Source organism: Actinomadura kijaniata NBRC 14229 (assembly GCF_001552175.1).
Taxonomy (GTDB): Bacteria; Actinomycetota; Actinomycetes; order Streptosporangiales; family Streptosporangiaceae; genus Spirillospora; species Spirillospora kijaniata.
Genome location: NZ_BCQR01000222.1, coordinates 1 through 16979, shown reverse-complemented (window position 1 = coordinate 16979; position 16979 = coordinate 1). Strand labels below are relative to the sequence as shown.

14 protein-coding genes, 1 other RNA gene and 1 pseudogene are annotated in these 16979 nt (G+C 74.4%); 1 reads left to right on the top strand and 15 read right to left on the bottom strand.

Going from position 1 to position 16979, the window contains the following annotated elements:
• The 8 genes and pseudogenes from AKI01S_RS44240 to AKI01S_RS44205 form a co-directional block, all read right to left on the bottom strand.
• Positions 1-485 (bottom strand): annotated as a pseudogene (locus AKI01S_RS44240) (hypothetical protein); the annotation flags it as partial.
• Positions 486-572: 87 nt separating this feature from the next.
• Complete coding sequence (locus AKI01S_RS44235; protein ID WP_067832091.1) at positions 573-1367, bottom strand: SDR family NAD(P)-dependent oxidoreductase; 795 nt, start codon at positions 1365-1367, stop codon at positions 573-575.
• A gap of 31 nt (positions 1368-1398) precedes the next feature.
• Positions 1399-3546, bottom strand: a complete 2148-nt coding sequence (locus AKI01S_RS44230; protein ID WP_067832089.1) for an acyl-CoA dehydrogenase family protein — start codon at positions 3544-3546, stop codon at positions 1399-1401.
• A 72-nt stretch (positions 3547-3618) separates the two neighbouring features.
• Positions 3619-3957: a hypothetical protein gene (locus AKI01S_RS44225; RefSeq protein ID WP_067832087.1), complete on the bottom strand. Its 339-nt coding sequence runs from the start codon at positions 3955-3957 to the stop codon at positions 3619-3621.
• Positions 3958-4041: 84 nt separating this feature from the next.
• Complete coding sequence (locus AKI01S_RS44220; protein ID WP_157420583.1) at positions 4042-5856, bottom strand: hypothetical protein; 1815 nt, start codon at positions 5854-5856, stop codon at positions 4042-4044.
• A 75-nt stretch (positions 5857-5931) separates the two neighbouring features.
• A complete protein-coding gene (locus AKI01S_RS44215; RefSeq protein WP_245682040.1) occupies positions 5932-6705 on the bottom strand; it encodes an EI24 domain-containing protein in 774 nt (257 codons plus the stop codon).
• 329 nt (positions 6706-7034) lie between these two features.
• Positions 7035-7904: an SDR family NAD(P)-dependent oxidoreductase gene (locus AKI01S_RS44210; RefSeq protein ID WP_067832084.1), complete on the bottom strand. Its 870-nt coding sequence runs from the start codon at positions 7902-7904 to the stop codon at positions 7035-7037.
• Positions 7905-7962: 58 nt separating this feature from the next.
• Positions 7963-8544: a TIGR03086 family metal-binding protein gene (locus tag AKI01S_RS44205; protein WP_067832082.1), complete on the bottom strand. Its 582-nt coding sequence runs from the start codon at positions 8542-8544 to the stop codon at positions 7963-7965.
• A 63-nt stretch (positions 8545-8607) separates the two neighbouring features.
• Here AKI01S_RS44205 and AKI01S_RS44200 point away from each other — a divergent pair, with 63 nt between their 5' ends.
• Positions 8608-9390 carry a helix-turn-helix domain-containing protein gene (locus AKI01S_RS44200; RefSeq protein ID WP_067832080.1) on the top strand — a complete coding sequence of 261 codons (783 nt, stop codon included), beginning with the start codon at positions 8608-8610 and terminating at the stop codon, positions 9388-9390.
• Here the strand turns inward: AKI01S_RS44200 and AKI01S_RS49930 are convergent.
• The 7 genes from AKI01S_RS49930 to AKI01S_RS44165 all read right to left on the bottom strand — a co-directional run.
• Positions 9375-9860: a LuxR C-terminal-related transcriptional regulator gene (locus AKI01S_RS49930; RefSeq protein ID WP_084000846.1), complete on the bottom strand. Its 486-nt coding sequence runs from the start codon at positions 9858-9860 to the stop codon at positions 9375-9377. The two genes, AKI01S_RS44200 and AKI01S_RS49930, sit on opposite strands and share 16 nt — an antisense overlap.
• Positions 9861-9983: 123 nt before the next feature.
• Positions 9984-11666, bottom strand: coding sequence for an ATP-binding protein (locus AKI01S_RS44195; protein WP_084000845.1), 1683 nt, complete (start codon positions 11664-11666; stop codon positions 9984-9986).
• A gap of 215 nt (positions 11667-11881) precedes the next feature.
• Positions 11882-12361 (bottom strand): hypothetical protein, encoded by a 480-nt coding sequence (locus AKI01S_RS44190; protein ID WP_067832078.1) that lies wholly within the window; start codon positions 12359-12361, stop codon positions 11882-11884.
• Positions 12362-12867: 506 nt separating this feature from the next.
• Positions 12868-13240: a transfer-messenger RNA gene (gene ssrA, locus AKI01S_RS44180) on the bottom strand.
• A gap of 368 nt (positions 13241-13608) precedes the next feature.
• Positions 13609-15642, bottom strand: coding sequence for a penicillin-binding transpeptidase domain-containing protein (locus AKI01S_RS44175; RefSeq protein ID WP_157420581.1), 2034 nt, complete (start codon positions 15640-15642; stop codon positions 13609-13611).
• A 2-nt stretch (positions 15643-15644) separates the two neighbouring features.
• Complete coding sequence (gene smpB / locus AKI01S_RS44170; protein WP_067832074.1) at positions 15645-16118, bottom strand: SsrA-binding protein SmpB; 474 nt, start codon at positions 16116-16118, stop codon at positions 15645-15647.
• A 4-nt stretch (positions 16119-16122) separates the two neighbouring features.
• On the bottom strand, positions 16123-16979 hold an 857-nt coding region (locus AKI01S_RS44165; RefSeq protein ID WP_067832072.1), incomplete at its 5' end, for a S41 family peptidase.

Below are 16979 nucleotides of genomic sequence, written 5' to 3'. Positions count from 1 at the left end.
GCGGGGAGCAGGGCCCGCGCCAGGCGCCGGCCGCCGCCGCCCTCGCTGAGCCGGGCCGCCGCGCCGACCGCCCACGGCAGCGCGGCGTAGCCGAGGAGGAAGGCCCAGTGGCCGAGGAGGAGGCGTTCGGCGACGAACGGGTTCCAGGCGTAGCAGACCCCCGCGGCCAGTCGCGGGAGCGTCCGCCGCGACGGCACCAGGGACGCCGCCGAGACGCACGCCATCACGAAGATCGAGAGCAGCAGCAGCTTCTGGGCCGCCGCGCCGGGCAGCACCGCGCCCAGCGCCGCGACCAGCGCGTCGCTCGGCACGTGCCGGGGCACCGTCCCGGTCAGCCCGAACGTCATCCGGGTGAACGCCGGGTCCGGCACGAACACCATGTCGAACGACAGCACGAAGCCCGGCCCGAGCCCCGGCCCGATCGCCAGCAGCCCCAGCACCAGACCGGTGAGTGCGGCCACCGCGTGCCGCCTGCGCCCCTCCATCGCGCCTGGACGCTACCGGATCCGCGCGTGCGGGGGCGGGTGGGGAAGGCGGCCGCGGGCGCCCCCTGGCCCGCGGCCGCCCGGTCGTCAGGGGCGCTTGGCGCCCGTGAGGGACATCAGCAGGTCGGTCGCGCGCGGGGCCAGCCACGCCTGGGCGGCGACGGCGCGCAGGGTCAGCGGGAGCATCACGCGGCGGCGGTCGCGGGCGACCCCGGCGACCAGGGCGCGGGCGACCCGGTCGGGCGTGACGGTCGGGACGACCGCCGAGATGCCGGGGACGCGCTCCTCCGAGCCGGGATTGTTGGCGAAGTACTCGCTGGAGACCTTGCCGGGGACGACCTCGGTGACGCCGACGCCGGTGCCGCGCAGGTCCAGGCGCAGCGCCGCGACCAGACCGCGCAGGCCCCAGCGGGCGGCGGCGTAGCCGAACGCGCCCGGCCACACCGCGCGCGAGACCGGCGAGTTCACGACGACGATCCGGCCGCTGCCGCGCTCCACCATGTCGGCGGCGAACGCCGTGGTGACGTACCCGGCGGCCAGGTAGGGAACGGCCGTCATCGCGTGGAAGTCGCGGGGCGTGGTCTCGTCGACGAACAGCCAGCGGCCCGCGCCCGCGTTGTTGACGATCACGTCGGGGACGCCGAGGGAGTCCCTGACCTCGGCGGCCATCGCCTCGACGGCCTCCGGCACCGACAGGTCGGCGGGGAAGGCGTGCGCCGCGCCGCCCGAGCGGCCGAGCTCGTCGGCCAGGGCGCGCAGGCGGCCCGCGTCGCGCGCCACCAGCGCGACGGTCGCCCCGGCGCGGGCGAACGCGCGCGCCGAGGCCGCGCCGATGCCCGAGGACGCCCCGGTGATCAGGACGACCGCGCCCCGCAGATCCATGCCCGCTCCCCGCCGTAGATGTGAAGGATTCTCATGTTACGGGATCGCGCGGCAGACCGAGAATCCGCTCCCCGATCACGTTGAGGTTGACCTCGGTGGTGCCACCGCCGATCGTCATCGCGCGCGAGGCGAGCAGGTACCGGGTCCACCGGCGGCGCGGCTCGGACTTCCAGCCGCCGGTCAGCGCGCCCTCGGCCCCCAGCAGCGTGAAGCCGTACTCGGTGACCCGCTGGCCGTGCTCCATCGCGACGAGCTTGCGGACGTTGGCGGTGGCGCCCGGATCGGTCCCCGAGAGCTGCTTGAGCGTGGCGCGCAGGCCGAGCAGGTGGAACGCGTGCTCGTCGCAGGCCAGCCGCCCGATCTCGTCGCGGACCACCGGGTCGTCGGCCAGACCCAGTTCGGTCGCCAGCCGCACGAGCTTGGGCAGGTCCCCGCCGAGCTGGAACGCGCTGGTCAGCCCGACGCGCTCGTTGGCGAGGGTGTTGCGGGCGACGCGCCAGCCCTCGTTCACCGGGCCGACCACCCGGTCGTCGGGGACGAACACGCCGTCGAGGAAGACCTCGTTGAACACCGCGTCGCCGGTCGCCTCCCGCAGCGGCCGGATCTCGATGCCCGGCGCCGTCATGTCGACGAGGAAGTAGGTGATGCCGTCGTGCTTGGGCCGGTCGGGGTCGGTGCGGGCGATGCAGATGCCCCACCGCGCCTCGCGGGCCAGGGACGTCCAGATCTTCTGCCCGGTGATCTTCCAGCCGCCCTCGACGCGGTCGGCGCGGGTGGTCAGCCCGGCCAGGTCCGAGCCCGCGCCCGGTTCGGAGAACAGCTGGCACCAGACGATCTCGCCGCGCAGCGTCGGCGGCAGGAAGCGTTCCCGCTGCTCGGGCGTGCCGTACCGGACCAGCGACGGGACGACCCAGGCGGCGATCATCAGCGGCACCGGCCGGACGTCGGCCGCCGTCAGCTCCTGCTGGATGACGATCTGCTCCAGCGGCCCGGCGTCCCGGCCCCACGGCCGCGGCAGGTGCGGGGTGACCCAGCCGCCCGCGGCCATCGCGGCGCGCTGCGCGGGAAGGTCCATGGCCGCCATCTCGGCGATCTCCGCGCGGATGCGCTCCCGCAGCGGCCCGGCGTCGGCGGGCAGCTCGACCGACATCGGGCGGCGGACGCCACCGAACGCCAGGTCGGCCACCCTCCGCCGGGCGGAGGCGGCGCGGCCGAGCAGCGCGCGCAGCGTGAGGGCGCGCCGGTAGACCAGGTGGGCGTCGTGCTCGTAGGTGTAGCCGATGCCGCCGTGGACCTGGATGTTGCCCTCGGCGCAGAACACGGCGGCGTCCCCGGCCAGCGCGTTGGCGACGCCGACGGCGTAGGCGCACTGCTCGCCGTCCGGGTCCTCGGCGAACGCGCGGGCGGCGTCCCAGACGGCGGCGCGGGCGCGCTCGACGGCGATCAGCATCCGCGCGCACCGGTGCTTGACGCCCTGGAACTGCCCGATCGGCCGCCCGAACTGCTCGCGCAGCTTCGCGTACGCGACGGCGTCCGCCAGCGCCCGGCCCGCGACGCCGCACGCCTCCGCGCCGAGCAGGATCGTCGCCGGCGCGTCCGGCCGCCCGCGGAACGTCCCCGGCGAGGGGACGCCGTCCACCGTCACCGCACCGACGGGACGGGTCAGGTCGAGCGACTCCAGGGGCTCGACGGTGACGTCGGCGGCGTCGAGGGCGACCCAGCTCCCGTCCTCGACCGGCAGGACCAGCACGTCGGCGAGCTGCGCGCCCAGCACCGGCCGGACGGTGCCGGACAGCCGCCCGTCCGCCAGCGCGAGCGCCGGGCCGCCGGTCGCCATGGCGGCGGTGCGGGAACCGTCGGCGAGGCCGGACGGCGGTTCGCCCGCGACGGCGAGGAACGCCGACGCCAGCACGGTCGGCAGGTAGGGGCCGGGCGCGAGCGCGCGCCCCAGCTCCTCCAGCGCGACGGCCTGCTCCAGCAGGCCGTACCCCTGGCCGCCGTGCTCCTCGGGCAGGTGCAGGCCCGGCAGTCCCTGCCCGGCCAGCGCGTCCCAGAACCCCGGGGTCCGCTCCCCGGACCCCAGCGCCGCCCGCACCACCTCCGGGGTGACGCGCCGTTCGGCGAACCCGCGTACCGACGCCGCCAGCGCCTCGTGTTCCTCGGTCAGTCCGATCGCCATGACCGCACCTCTCGCTCGGGGGTGCCCCCACCCTATTAGAACGAGATTCGGTAACGGGGGCCCCGGAGCCGGTCACCGCCACAGGAACGCCACCAGCGCGCCCAGCAGCAGCACCGCGAACGCCCCGAGCACGGCGGCGGCCATCACGTCCTGCCGCCGCAGCGCCTCCTCGGTGACCTCCACGACCGGCGGCGCGGGCTCGGAACGTTCCGCGTCGGCGGGCGGCGGGAGGCGCTGTCGCGCGACGCTCGGCACGGGACCGGGCGGGGGCGGCGGCATCATCCCCGGCTGCGGGTCCTCCTCCGCCCGCGACGCGCCCCTTCCCTCCGGCGGGAAGTCCGGGCCGTCGGGACGGATGATCGGCAGCGGGCCGGTCGGCGCGTCGTCAGCGTGATCGTCGTTGTGCCCCACGCCGGGCAGCGTAGGCGAAACGTCACTTAACGCGCACGCACCGCCCCGGCCCGCGTTTCCGGTCGAACCCCCCGGACGGGGGCCTCAGGAGGCGGGCTTGAGCCGGGTGACGAACTGCGTGAGGTCCGGCAGCATCCTCGCATGCGTGTTCGGCAGTGAGGCGAACACCACGGCGGGTGTCGGCCGACCGGTGTCGATCACCGCCGTCATGACGACCTCGCCGGTCGCGCGCACCCCCGCCCGCTTGTAGGCGAGCCGGGACGCGATCAGCCAGCCCTTGCGGCCGCCGACGGTGAGCGCCTGCGAGGCGAGCGGCTGCGTCCGGTGCGGGAAGGCGTAGTAGTTGGTCTCCAGGCTCTGGGCGGTGAGCGCGGTGACGGTCTTGAGGCTCTCCGGCCCCTTCCACGCGGACTGGAGCGTCGGCGGCAACTGGCCGGTGAGCAGCTGGCCGTACCAGAGCTGACCGCCCCGGCGTTCGGTCACCAGGATCTGCTGCCCGGACCAGCCGGACACGCCCAGCTTGTTCTTCTTGGTGGGCACCTGCCACGGCTTGCCGAGCAGCGGGTACACCAGGCCCGAACGGCTGTCGACGACGCGCCCGGCGACCTTGCCGGCCGTGCCGGGGAACTTGCGCAGCGGCCGGTCCGGCGGCAGCTCCGGCGCGGGCAGCTGCGGCTTGCGGGCCGCGTTCGCCGCCGGGCGTCCCTTGTCCTCGACCCGGGGAGCGGGCTCGCCGCCGCCGCTGTTCTTCATGTAGTAGACGCCGCCCGCCACCGCGAGGGCCACCACCAGCAGTCCCACGCCGCCGAACAGCACCAGCCGCGACCGGCCGCGACCGTCCTCGCCGGGCAGGCCGCTCGCGCCGCCGAGCTTGGCGTCGGCCGCCGTCTCGTCGGCCATCCAGTCGGGCATCTGCCAGTTGCCGCTGCTGGGCTTGCCCGGCTTGGCCGGGACGCCCGCGCCGGTCGGGGTGACCGCCGCGTACCGCGGATCGCCCTCACCGTCGCCGTCGAACAGCGAGCCCTCCCAGCCCGACCCCTGCTCCGGCCTCTGCTCCGGCCCGGCCGGGGCCCGCTCCTCCCCGCGCGGCCCGGGGGGGACGGGCGCGACCTTGATGTCGTCGGGGTCGGGAGCCGGGGCGGGCTCGTCATCGCCCACCGCGGGCCGCGGGCCGGTGCCGGTCACGACCTGCGGGTCGCTCGGCGCGACCGGCTGCGGCGCGGGCCGCTCCTCGTCCTCCCACGAGACGCCCCGCCGTGGCCCGGTGTCCTCACGGACCGCGTCCGCGGGCGCCTCGATCCGGACGTAGGGCTCCACGGCCTCGGCCGGAACGGTCGGAACGGCGGCCTGCGGGCCGGTCCCGGCGTCCGCCCCTGCGTACGGCTCCTCCACGGTCACCGCGTACGGCTCCTCGGGAACGGTCGGCTGCGGGCCCGTCTCCGCGTGCGGCGCCTCGGCCGGGGCGGGCCCGGTGGTGACCGGCTCGGTGGTGACCGGCTCGGTGGTGACCGGCTCAGCGATGGCAGGCCCGGTGGTGACGGGCTGGGTGAGGGTGGGGTCGGCGGGGGCGGGCCCGGTGGTGACAGGCTCAGTCGTGACGGGCCCGGTGGTGACGGGCTGGGTGAGGGTGGGGTCGGCGGGGGCGGGCTCTGCGGAGGGTTCCCCGGCCGGGGACTCCCGCCGGGCGCCGTTCGTCGGCTCGGGCTCGTCCGCCGGGGCGGGCGCGACGCGACGCGCGTCGGGCCGCTCGACCTTGCCCCACACGTCGTGCGGAACGGGCTCCCCGCCGTTCCCCGCGTCCCCCCGGACCGCGCCCGGCGCGTCGGCCCGTTCCCGGTCGAAGGCGTCGTTCTCGCTCATCTCGGTCCAGCGCACACCGCGCTCCCCCTGATCGGACATGCGGCACACGTTACGCGAAGATCGGTATTTAGGTTCGGGCCGGTAATTACACTCAGGACACAGCTTCCTATCGCCTTAGCGATATTCGGGAGCGTCGCGACCACCCTCGGTGAGCAGCGGATTGATCGCCAGCCGTTCTCTGGCCAGCAGAGTGGCGCCCGCCACAGCGCCCGGCATGGCCAGAACCGCTCCCAGGGGAATGAGGAAGACCACAAATGTGGCCGCCCCGAAACCCACCACCAACGGTCGCTGCCGCTTCATCAGCCCGAAACGCTCCCGGCGGTGGACACCGCGCCTTTCCAGGGCCACCGAGGCGAGTTCCCCCGCCAGGAAGTAGCCCGACACGCACGCCGCGAGCACCGGCACCACGGTCTGCCCGATCACCGGGATGAACCCGCACACGAAGAACACCAGCGCGAACGCGACCGCGATCACGCCCAGCAGCGCCGCGTCCTTGACCGCGCGGGCGATCTGGGTCAGCAGCGGCTCGTCCGGCTCCGGCGGCGCGCCCCCCTGCGAGTCCTCGACCCGCACCGCGATGCTCTCGTAGAACGGGTCGCCGACCAGCAGCGTCAGCGCCGTGAACGTCAGCACCGCCACGAACGCCGACGCCCCGAACACCGCGAGCCCGGCGACCACCCGGGTGGCGGTGCGCAGCCCCTCCGACCAGCCGTCGGCGAACGGCGTCACCCACGCGGCGACGGTGTCGAGGTTGAACGCCAGCAGTCCCAGCACGACCGCGTACACGGCCAGCACGATCACGGCGGGGATCAGCCCGAACAGCCACTGCCGGGGGTGCCGCGCCACCCAGCCGAGCCCGCGCAGCAGGTACTTCGCCCCGGTGAACACGTCCGTCAGCCGTCCCTTGGGCGGCGCGTAACGCGGCCGCGACGCCTCCGCCCGCGAGCCGGACCGCGCCCCCGGGTGCGGGCCGGGCTGCGGGCCGGGCTGCGAGCCAGGGTGCGAGCCGGGATGCTGCGGTCCCGCCTGCGGGGCGGGGGGCGAGCCCGGGTGCCCCGGTCCCGGCCGCGGGCCGGGCGGAGGGCCCGGCGGTGGGCCCGGGTGCTGCGGGCCTGGGGCGGGCGGCGGGACCCGGCCGTGTCCGGGTCCCTGGTGCGGCGGGTACGGGTCATGCGGATGGCTCACGTACCTAAAGCTAGCGGCATGGCCGGGCCGGATCACCTCACCGGCAGTCCGACAAGCCTGACCGAGCGTTCCCACACCGCGCGCCGCAGCTCGGCATCCTTCAGCTCGGGGGTGGTCGGCAGCAGGCCCGCGCCGGGCGTGGAGGAGTAGAAGCCACCGGTGCGGCCCTCGAACTCCGGGTCGGTGGCCAGCCGCACCGCCATCCGCGCGCCCTGCTCGGGGGTGCGCACCAGCGGCGTCCGCGACAGCAGCGCGCCCATCCGCCGCGCGCCGGGGACCTCGTCGGCCAGCCCGGTCGCGACGAACCCCGGGCACACGGCGTTGACGGTGACGCCGGTGCCCGCCAGGCGCTCGGCGAGTTCCTGGGTGAACAGGATGTTCAGCAGCTTGGACCGGCCGTAGACGCGCAGCGACCCGCCCCGGCCGTAGTGGCCGGGCTCGGCGAACCGCTCCACGTCGACGCGGTCGGCGTGGCGGTGGGCCTCGGAGGCGACGTTGACCACGCGCGAAGGCGCGGACTTCTCCAGCAGCTCGCGCAGCAGGTTGGTGAGCAGGAACGGCCCGAGGTGGTTGGTGGCGACCATCCGGTCGAAGCCGTCGGGGCTGACCTTGGGGCGCAGCAGATGGACCCCGGCGTTGTTGACCAGCACGTCGAGCCGGGGGTAGCGGGCCCGGATCTCCCCGGCGGCGCGGCGCACGTCGGCCAGCGTCGACAGGTCGGCCAGGAACGTGTCGATCATCGCGTCCGGGACGTCGGCCCGCAGCTCCTCCACCGCCGTTCCGCAGCGCACCGGATGCCGGGCCACGATGCCGACCCGGTGGCCGCTCCGGGCGAGCGCCCGCGCGATCTCCTTCCCTATCCCCGATGTCGCTCCGGTGACGACCGCGATCCGTTCATGCATGGCCACAGCCAAGCGGAGAGCTGCGTCACATCGGAAGACCCAACGCCCAACTTTGTGATCATGACTTCCAGTCGGGGTCCCGGCCGGACTCGGCGAGGGCCCGTGTGAACGGGCCGCTCCCCTCCGGCGCGTCCTTCGGCTCGGCGAACCCGTCGTACCGCCGGTACAGCTCGGCGTTCTCCGTCACCGTCGCGAGGACCTGCCCGGCGGCCCCGTCCGACAGCCGGAACTCCTGGCCGGTGGCGCGGGCGACGTCCCACCCGTGCACGGTCATCTCCTTGAGGATCAGCGCGACGGCCTCCGCGGCGGGCACGGACATGCCGCCGAGTTCGATCTCGCCCTCCCAGGCGGCCGGGTCCGACCAGGTGGCCAGGGCCCGGTCGAGTTGCGCGGCGTAGGCGTCGGCCCAGTCGGGCTCGGCGGTGAAGTCCCGTTCGAGGAGCTCCTCGGGGATGGGCTCGCGGCGGGCCCGGCGCTCCAGCCCGTGGGAGGTGTAGAGGACCCAGTGGTTGACGAGCGTCCGGACGTCGAACTCCGCGCAGGGCGTCGGTCCGTCCAGTTGCCCGGCCCGCACCCCGCGGGCGACGCGGGCGGCTTCGGCGGCGGCTTCGGTCAGGTGGGCGTGCAGGTTCCCGTTCATGTTTCAAACCTATGAGCGAACCACCCCCGCGCTCTTGAAGAAACGCGCCACTAACCTGGCCCCATGGCCGACATGCCGCGCGGCGTGCTGTACCCCAGGCAGCACGCCCCCATCGTTGACACCCGGACGCACCCGCCGGGCCCGCGCGCCGCGCCGTTCGTCGAGTACTACTGGCATGTCCGCTGGCGGGTCGCCGAGCCGTACGAGACCAGGGTCCTGGCGCACCCGAACGTCCACCTGGTCTTCGAACGCCCCGCCCCGCTCGTCTACGGCGTCGACCGGAACCTGTTCGTCCGCCGTCTCGAAGGCCGGGGGCAGGTGCTCGGCGTGCGGTTCCGGCCGGGCGGCTTCCGGCCGTTCGTCTCCGGGCCCGTCGCGGAGCTGGCCGACCGCCGCGTCCCCGCCGCCGAGATCTTCGGCCCGGAGGCCGAGGAGGCCGGCGACCGGATCCTCGCCGCCCCCGACTCCGCCGCGATGGCCGCGCTCGCCGAGGCGTTCCTGCTGCCCCGGCTGCCCGCGGCGGCCGATCCGCAGGCCGACCAGGCCGCCGCGATCGTCGAACGGATCATGGCCTCGCCGTCGCTGCTGCGCGTCGACCAGGTCGCCGCGTCGGCGGGGCTGTCGACGCGCACGCTGCAACGCGTGTTCGCCGAGTACGTCGGGGCCTCCCCCAAGTGGGTGCTGCGCCGCGCCCGCCTGCACGAGGCCGCCGCCCGCGCCGACGCGGGCACCCGCGTGGACTGGGCGGCCCTGGCCGTCGATCTGGGCTATGCCGACCAGGCGCACCTGATCCGCGACTTCACCGCCACCGTCGGCACGACGCCGTCCCGCTACGCGCGGTCCTGAGGGCGGCCGGAGATCCACACGGCGATCTGGGTGCGGGAGGTGAAGCCCAGCTTCGCCAGGATGTGCTCGACGTGGGAGTCGGCGGTGCGGCGGGAGATCACGAGGCGTTCGGCGATCTCCCGGTTGGTCAGGCCGCGGGCGACGAGCCGGGCGACCTGCTGCTCGCGGCGGGTCAGCGGGGAGCCCGCGCCGCGCCCGGCGGGCCGGTCCGCGCCCAGCGCGTGGGCGACGGCCTCGCCGGTCGTGGCCCGGCCGCCCTGGCGGAACGCCGACCCGTAGCCCTCGTCGCCGACCAGCGCGCGGGCCCCGTCCGCGCAGGCGGTGCGGGCGGCGTGCAGGGCCGGGCCGTGGTCGCGGAGGGTCCCGGCGGCGCTCCACAGCCGCTGGGACGCGCCGAGCAGCCGCGCCGCGCGGACCCCGTCCCCGGCCGCCAGGGCGGCGTTCGCCAGCACGTCCATGATCGCCGCCATGGTGGCCTGGTCGCCGGTCCGGTGCTTGGTCTCCAGCGCCGCCCGCGAGTAGGCGACCGAGGCGGCGACGTCGCCGCGCGCCAGCTCGGTGATGCCCCGGACGAAGTCGCCGTAGGAACGCGCCTACACCTCGCCGTGCGCGTCGCTGGTCGCGCGGGACCGGGTGAGCAGCTCCAGGGCCTCGTCCAGGCGGCCCTGGTGCGTGCGGCCGAGCGCCGCCATGTTCCACGCCAGCGGCGCGCCGATCACCGCGTCCCCGCCCTCGGGGAACAGGCCGGCGGCCTCCAGGCTCAGCGCGACCCCGCGTTCCAGGTCGCCGCCGACGACCGCGCGGACGCCGAGGGTGTAGGTCGCGTAGGCCCGCAGCCGCCGGTCGCCGAGCGCGTCGGCGATGCGCAGCGACTCGGCGGCGGCGCGTTCGGCGGCGGCGAAGTCGGCCTGGGCGGTGGCGATCCAGCCGCACACCCACAGCGCCCAGGCCCGGTCGGGCGTCGGGTCGGGGCAGCGCTCCAGGAACGCCTGGAGCAGCTCGCGGCCCGGCCTGGTGTGCCCGGCGGCGATCCAGAAGAACCCCAGCCGGGCCGCCAGCGCCAGCCCCGCCCGGTGCCCGGCCGGGTCGTCCAGGCAGCGGCGCAGGGCGGCGGTGACGTTGGCGTACTCGGGGCGGAGCCGGTCGCACCAGGCGAGCTGGTCGCCGGTCGCCCAGTCGGCCTCGAACCGGCGCGCTAGGTCCAGGTAGTGGTCGCGGTGGCGGCGCACGGCCGCGTCCCACCCGCCGGTCTCCCGCAGCCGACGCGTCCCGTACTCGCGCAACGTGTCGAGCATCGCGAAACGCGGGCCCGCCGGGGTGTCGCAGCGCAGCACGATCGACTTGTCCACGAGCCCGACCAGCGGCTCCAGCACCCCGTCGGGGAGGTCACCGTCGCCGCAGACCCGTTCGGCGGCCTCCAGCGCGAAGTCGCCCGCGAACACGCTGAGCCGCGCCCACACCAGGCGTTCCTCCGGGGAGCACAGCTCGTGGCTCCACCGGATCGACGACTCCAGCGTGTGGTGGCGCCGGTCGGTGGTCGCGGACCGGTGCCCCAGCACGCGGAACCGGTCGTCGAGGCGTTCGGCGACCTGCGTCACCGACAGCGCCCGCAGCCGCACCGCCGCCAGCTCGATCGCCAGCGGGATACCGTCCAGCCTCCGGCACAGCCGGGCCGCCGCCGCCAGGTTCTCCGGGGAGGGCGCGAACGCGGGGTCCACGGCCCGGGCCCGTTCGAGGAACAGCGCCAGCGCGTCGGGCCGCAGGTCGCCGGGGTCGGGGCGGTCCGGGGGCGGCGGCAGGGGCGCGACGGGGATCACGTGCTCGCCGGGGACGCCGAGCGTCTGCCGGGTGGTGGTCAGCACCCGCAGCCCGGGGGCCGCCCGCAGCAGCGTCTCGACCAGGATCGCGCACGAGTCGACCAGGTGCTCGCAGGTGTCCAGCACCAGCAGCGCCGACCGCTCGGCCAGGTGCTCGACCAGGACGTCGGTGTCGGGCCGCGCCGACTGGTTCTGCACCGACAACGCCCGGCACAGGCGGTCGGGCAGCAGCGCCGGGTCGGTCACCGACGACAGCTCCACCAGCCACGCCCCGTCGGGGAAGTCCTCGGCGAGCAGGCTCGCGGCCCGCAACGCCAGCCGGGTCCTGCCGACGCCGCCCGTCCCGGCCAGCGTCACCAGCCGCGCCCGTCCCAGCGTCTCCCCGATCGCGGCCAGCTCGTCCGCCCGCCCGACGAACGTCGTCAGCTCGGCGGGCAGGTTCCCCGAACGCTGGCGCACCCCGGGAGAAGACACGGCGGCTCCGGTCGTTCGGTCCACGCCGGTCCGTGACCGGCCCGCTTCCGCGCGCTCATGGTAACCCCGCCTCCCTGTCCGAAACCGGGATTCGCGCCCGCCGGGCGCCGCGCCCACGCGAAACGGCCCCGTCCTCCTCGACCTGGAGGACGGGGCCGCCTCATGGCACCACATCGGTCCCTGCGGACCGTTGACGACGGTCAGCCGTCGTAAACGGTCTTGGACCTGCTGCACTTCTCGAACGTCCAGGCGTTGTCCACGCACTCCCAGAGGTTGACCTTGTCCAGGCCCCACTCGCGGATCGTGTGGGTCTTCCAGCTCTTGCCGCCGCACAACGAGTAGGGCCTGTTGCCGACGGGCTTGTAGTACTTGATGCCCTTCGCGCAGGCGTTCTTGCTGTTCCTCAGGTCGGTGTCGCGGACCTTGACCTCGATCTCGGCCTGCTTCGCGCTGCCCTGCTTCCGCCAGCGGCTCTTGCCCTTGACCTCGACCCCGCCGATACCCGGCTGGAGCGTCCAGTGCTTCCACTTCGACCAGGGGCCGGGCTTGGCGGCCACCTGGGCGGCGTCCGCGGTGGGGGCGGTCGGGGCCGTCGGCGCGGCGGCGTTGGCCGGCGTGGCGAGGGCGAGCGAGGCGGCGGCGGCGGCACCGAGCGAGAGAGTCGTCAGAGTACGACGCAAGGCTTCTCCATGAGGAATTCCGAAGCTGCGTGACGGTTTCCCCGATCCGTCACGCAGGTCGCCCGCTTGGGCTGGAAGCCGAGTCTTCCCGCGGCCGGACCGCCGGGACAGAAGCCCTGGCACTGCTTGGAGAGACCACCGCTAGTACCAGCGCACTAAGCCGCATCGCCGGAACCGGGCACGGAAAGAGCCAGCAGAGCGGGTGTCGAAGCAGGTCCACGACGACATCGCTCGCACGTCCATCGCCCGAACGCGACAACCAAGATCAAGCACACGACGAAAAGCCGCCGACCAGCTGTCCTCTGGTCGGCGGCTCCCCATGCTGCCCCGGACCACAGAAGACCGCCGACCCGTCTTCCAGGCCGGCGGTCTTCTGCTGGGGTGGAGACGGCGGGAATCGAACCCGCGCCCTTCGGTACAGCAGACACGGAGGGCTTCTCCAAGCGCAGCCCGCCCCCCGGAACGCAAAAGACCGCCGACCTGTTCGGGTCGGCGGTCTTCTGTTGGGGTGGAGGTGGCGGGAATCGAACCCGCGTCCTTCGGTGATGAGTCAGGGCTTCTCCGGGTGCAGCCTGCTCAGCGTTTTCTCAGCCCCGGCGCTCACGCAGGCAAGTCGCCGACGGGCTCATCCGCTGTTTGGTGTTCCCACAGACACCGCGGCCGTGCTTGTGGGTGGAGTCTCCTGATGATGCCGGATCCCGGGCCGGAGACGTTCCCGGGCCGGCAGAGTCGCTACTCGCCTCAGGCGGCGAGAGCGAACTCGGACTGCTTCTTGTTGGCAGTTATTGGTTTGCTGTCACAGGATTTACGAGGTCACGACAGCAACCCTCGACCCGCTTCCCCTGGCTCGACCTACCGAAGTCGAAACCGGTCACCCCCATGTTGAGTTGTCAAAGCGGACGCCCCGAGGGACGTCCACGTGCAGACACTACAAGGGTAACGCGGGTGACGCCAAGATGATTCCCGTCGGGGCCCGGACGCAGTGAAGCCCCGGTGAGCGGCGAAAGGGCGCGCCCACCGGGGCCGACCGGCAGGGTCGGGCCGGTCCGGACGGCAGAGCCTCCCCCGAGACGAGGCTCTGGTCTCATCACGGCGACTGAGTCCGCAACCCCCCAAGCGGCATCTCAGTCACCTGTAAAGACGCCGGGAGGACCCGGCGGGGTTGCGCCCCCCAGGCAAAGAGATAACAAAGCGACAACGATCCCCGGAAACCCCTGCGGCGGCCGGGGTCTCCGGGGTCGCGGCCACTACCTGGGCTGCGTGGGCGAGGTGCCGGTCGGGGTGCCCGTGGGGGTGCCGTTCGGGGGGCGGGTCGGGTTGGTGGGCTGGCCGTTCGGGGGCTGGGTCGGGGTGGTCGTCCGGGAAGGCGTACCGCCGCGCAGGAAGCTGGCGGCCACCTTGGCGGCGTTCGTCCTGCCCTCGATCGCGATCGCGAACGCCGTGCCCTCGCGCGCCCCCACGAACCACGAGACCGTCTTGTTCTGGCCCTTGTCCTGGTAGTCCACGGTGGCGACCACCCCGTAGACGGCGCCGGTCACCGACACCTTCGCGTCCTTGGCGGTGCCGCTGAACACCGAGCGGCGCATCAGCTTCGTCAGGCCGTCCACCACGGCGGCGTCCAGCGCCTGGGACTGCGGGGCCTCGGGACCGCGCGGCGGGTCGGCGACCAGGTACGGCGGACGCCACAGGCCCGCGTCCACGGCCGCGGCCACCGCCGCCATCGCCAGCGGGCTCATCCGCACCCGCCCCTGGCCGATCATGGTGGCGGCCTTCTCGGCGTCGTTGGCGGGCGTAGGCACCGATCCGGTGAACGCCGACAGCCCCAGCCCCCAGTCCTTGCCGAACCCGAACCGCTCGACCGACTGGGCCAGCGAGGCGGCGCTGACACGGGTGCTCAGCCCCGCCAGCGTCGTCGCGCACGAGGCGCCGAAGTTCTGCTGGAACGACTGCTGGTTGCGCGGCGGGCCCGGGTTCTGGAACGTCTGCCCGCCCACGTTCACCGTCGCCGGGCACTCGGTCTTCGCGGCGTCGGTCATGCCGTTACGCAGCAGCGCCTCGGCCGACACGATCCCGAACGCCAGTCCCGGCGGGTACTCCGCCTCGAACGCGGCGTTCCGCCCGTCGGTGCCGCGGTTGGACACCGCCTGTACCGCGCCGGTGCTGGACTGGATCGCCACCAGCGACGCCGGGAAGCGCAGGTCCGCCAGCGTCCGTTCGGCGTTCTCCTGGAGGCGGTTGTTGAGGGTGGTGCGGATCGGCTTCGGTTCCACGCCCTGCCAGGAGGCCAGCGTCTGGGTGTCGCGGCCCTGCGGGTCCTGCGCGACCACCTGGACGGTCGGGGTGCCCGCCAGCCTCCGCTGCTGGGACAGTTGCAGGCCGTTGATGCCGATCGTGTCGCCCGGCTGGTAGGGCGCGCCGACCTGCTGGAGCCGGTCGGCGGTGGCCGGGCCGAGGGTGCCGATCACCTCGGGCGCCGCGACCGAGCCGATCGGCAGCCTCCGCAGCTGGACGTGCAGGCCCGGGACGTCGCTCCGCAGCCGCTGGATCAACGCCTGGTTCTGCTGCTGCTGGAGCGTCAGCAGCGACAGGAACTTCTCCGGCGGCGCGGACCGGACCCGGCCGAGCAGCCGTTCCACGTCCAGCCGCTGCCCGCCGTCCTGCCGGGTCACGCGGGCCAGCCGGTCCAGGGTCTTCTTGGGGTCGGCGAGCTGCCCGGGGTAGACGCCCGCCACGACCGCCGGGACCTGGCTCAGCAGCGACCGGTTGGTCGCGTTGTAGATCTGACCGCGCGGCGCGACCGTGCTGACCACCGCCAGCCGGTGCCCGTTCCTGAGCTGGCGATGGATGATCGAGGTGTCCCAGACGACCTTCCACTTGCCGCCGATGCGCTTGAGCCGCATCCCGCTCGAATAGGTCCAGGGCTGGCCGTTCTCACCGAGGTCGAACTTCACCGAGAACTTCGCCTCGGCGGTGTCGCCCTTCTTGGTGATCGCCTCGGCGGTCTTCTCGCCGGACCGCACCGGGGTGCCGAGTTCCAGCCGCATCGAGGCCGCGTCCAGCTGGGCGCGGACCTGGCCGAGCGCCTGTTCCACCTGGCGCCGGTCGGCGCCGGTGGTGAGGTTCGCCGCCGCCTTGTAGTTGCCGACCTGCCAGGCGATCAGGAAGTCGCGCACGGTCGGCATCGCCGACGGCTCGGCGAAACAGGCGCTGGCCGTCGAGGCGACCAGCGCCGCTCCGCTCGCCGCCGCGATGGCCCTGCGGGCCCGACTGTTGATCGACACCTTCACCGTCTCCTGAACCGGGCCGCGGCCGCCCTCCGCATCTCGCGGTCGGCCTCGCGCTTGGCGATGGCCTGGCGTTTGTCGTAGGTCTTCTTACCACGGGCCAGGCCGATCTCGATTTTGGCCTTCCCGTCCTTGAAGTACAGCGCCAGCGGCACCAGGGTCCAGCCCGGCTCCGACGTCTTCGCGATGATCTTCTGGATCTCGCGGCGGTGCAGCAGCAGCTTGCGCCGCCGCCGGGGGGCGTGGTTGGTCCAGGTGCCCTGCACGTACTCGGGGATGTGCACGTGCTCCAGCCACACCTCGCCGTCCATGACGTGGGCGTAGCCGTCGGCGAGCGAGGCACGGCCGGCGCGCAGCGCCTTCACCTCCGTGCCCATCAGCACCATGCCCGCCTCCCACGTGTCGTCGATGTGGTAGTCGTAGCGGGCACGCTTGTTCTGGGCGATGAGCTTGCGCCCTGTCTCACGTGGCACGTAATCAGCCTCGGTCTCTTTCTGTTACGCCGCCCGAGCGCGCCTCCGGCAGCGTGGCGAGCAGGCCCCTCAGCACCGCCCGGGCGCGCTGCTCTGCCGCGCCGGGCGGTCGGTCGGCGGAGACCGCCACGTCGGGAGCGATCCCCACCCCGTCGAGGTTACGGCCGCCGGGGGTGCGGTAGCGACCGGCGGTCACGCTAACCGCCGCGCCGTCCGGCAGCCGGACGGGTTCCTGCACCGTCCCCTTCCCATAGGTACGCGATCCTATGATCACCGCGCGCCTCCGGTCCCGCAGGGCGGCGGCGACCACCTCGGCGGCGCTGGCCGTGCCCGCGTCCACCAGCACCACCAGCGGGACCGCGGCGTCGCCGGGCGCGGTGACGTCGAGGCGCTGCGGGGGACGCCCGGTGCGTTCGTAGGTCACCACGGGCCCGCCCGCCAGGAACGCCGAGGACGTCTCCACCGCCTCCGACAGCAGCCCGCCGGGGTTGCCGCGCAGGTCGAGCAGGATGCCGTCGCGGCGGTGCGGGTCCCGCGCCGCCTCCCGCCGCACCAGCCGCCCGGCGCCGCGCGTGAAACCCGTCACACGGATGCTGCGGACGCGGTCCGGCAGGTCGCGGGCGATGACGGCCGGGTCGGCGATCTCGGCGCGGTACAGGAGGAAGCGGCGTTCGCGGCGCTCCCCGCCGGTCCGGTGCTCCACGGTGAGCGCCACGCGCGTCCCGGGGGCGCCGCGCAGCGCCCGCGCGACCCTCGTCACGTCCCAGCCCGCCACGGACGCGTCGTCCACCCGCAGCACCACGGCGCCGCCGCGCACCCCGGCCCGCGCGGCGGACGAGCCCGGCCGCACCCCGGCGACCC

Coding starts and splice junctions, on each gene's coding strand:
- AKI01S_RS44235 (WP_067832091.1), bottom strand. CDS start 1,367: ATGGATCTGCGGGGCGCGGTCGTCCTGATCACCGGGGCGTCCTCGGGC.
- AKI01S_RS44230 (WP_067832089.1), bottom strand. CDS start 3,546: ATGGCGATCGGACTGACCGAGGAACACGAGGCGCTGGCGGCGTCGGTA.
- AKI01S_RS44220 (WP_157420583.1), bottom strand. CDS start 5,856: ATGTCCGATCAGGGGGAGCGCGGTGTGCGCTGGACCGAGATGAGCGAG.
- AKI01S_RS44210 (WP_067832084.1), bottom strand. CDS start 7,904: ATGCATGAACGGATCGCGGTCGTCACCGGAGCGACATCGGGGATAGGG.
- AKI01S_RS44205 (WP_067832082.1), bottom strand. CDS start 8,544: ATGAACGGGAACCTGCACGCCCACCTGACCGAAGCCGCCGCCGAAGCC.
- AKI01S_RS44200 (WP_067832080.1), top strand. CDS start 8,608: ATGGCCGACATGCCGCGCGGCGTGCTGTACCCCAGGCAGCACGCCCCC.
- AKI01S_RS49930 (WP_084000846.1), bottom strand. CDS start 9,860: ATGGCGGCGATCATGGACGTGCTGGCGAACGCCGCCCTGGCGGCCGGG.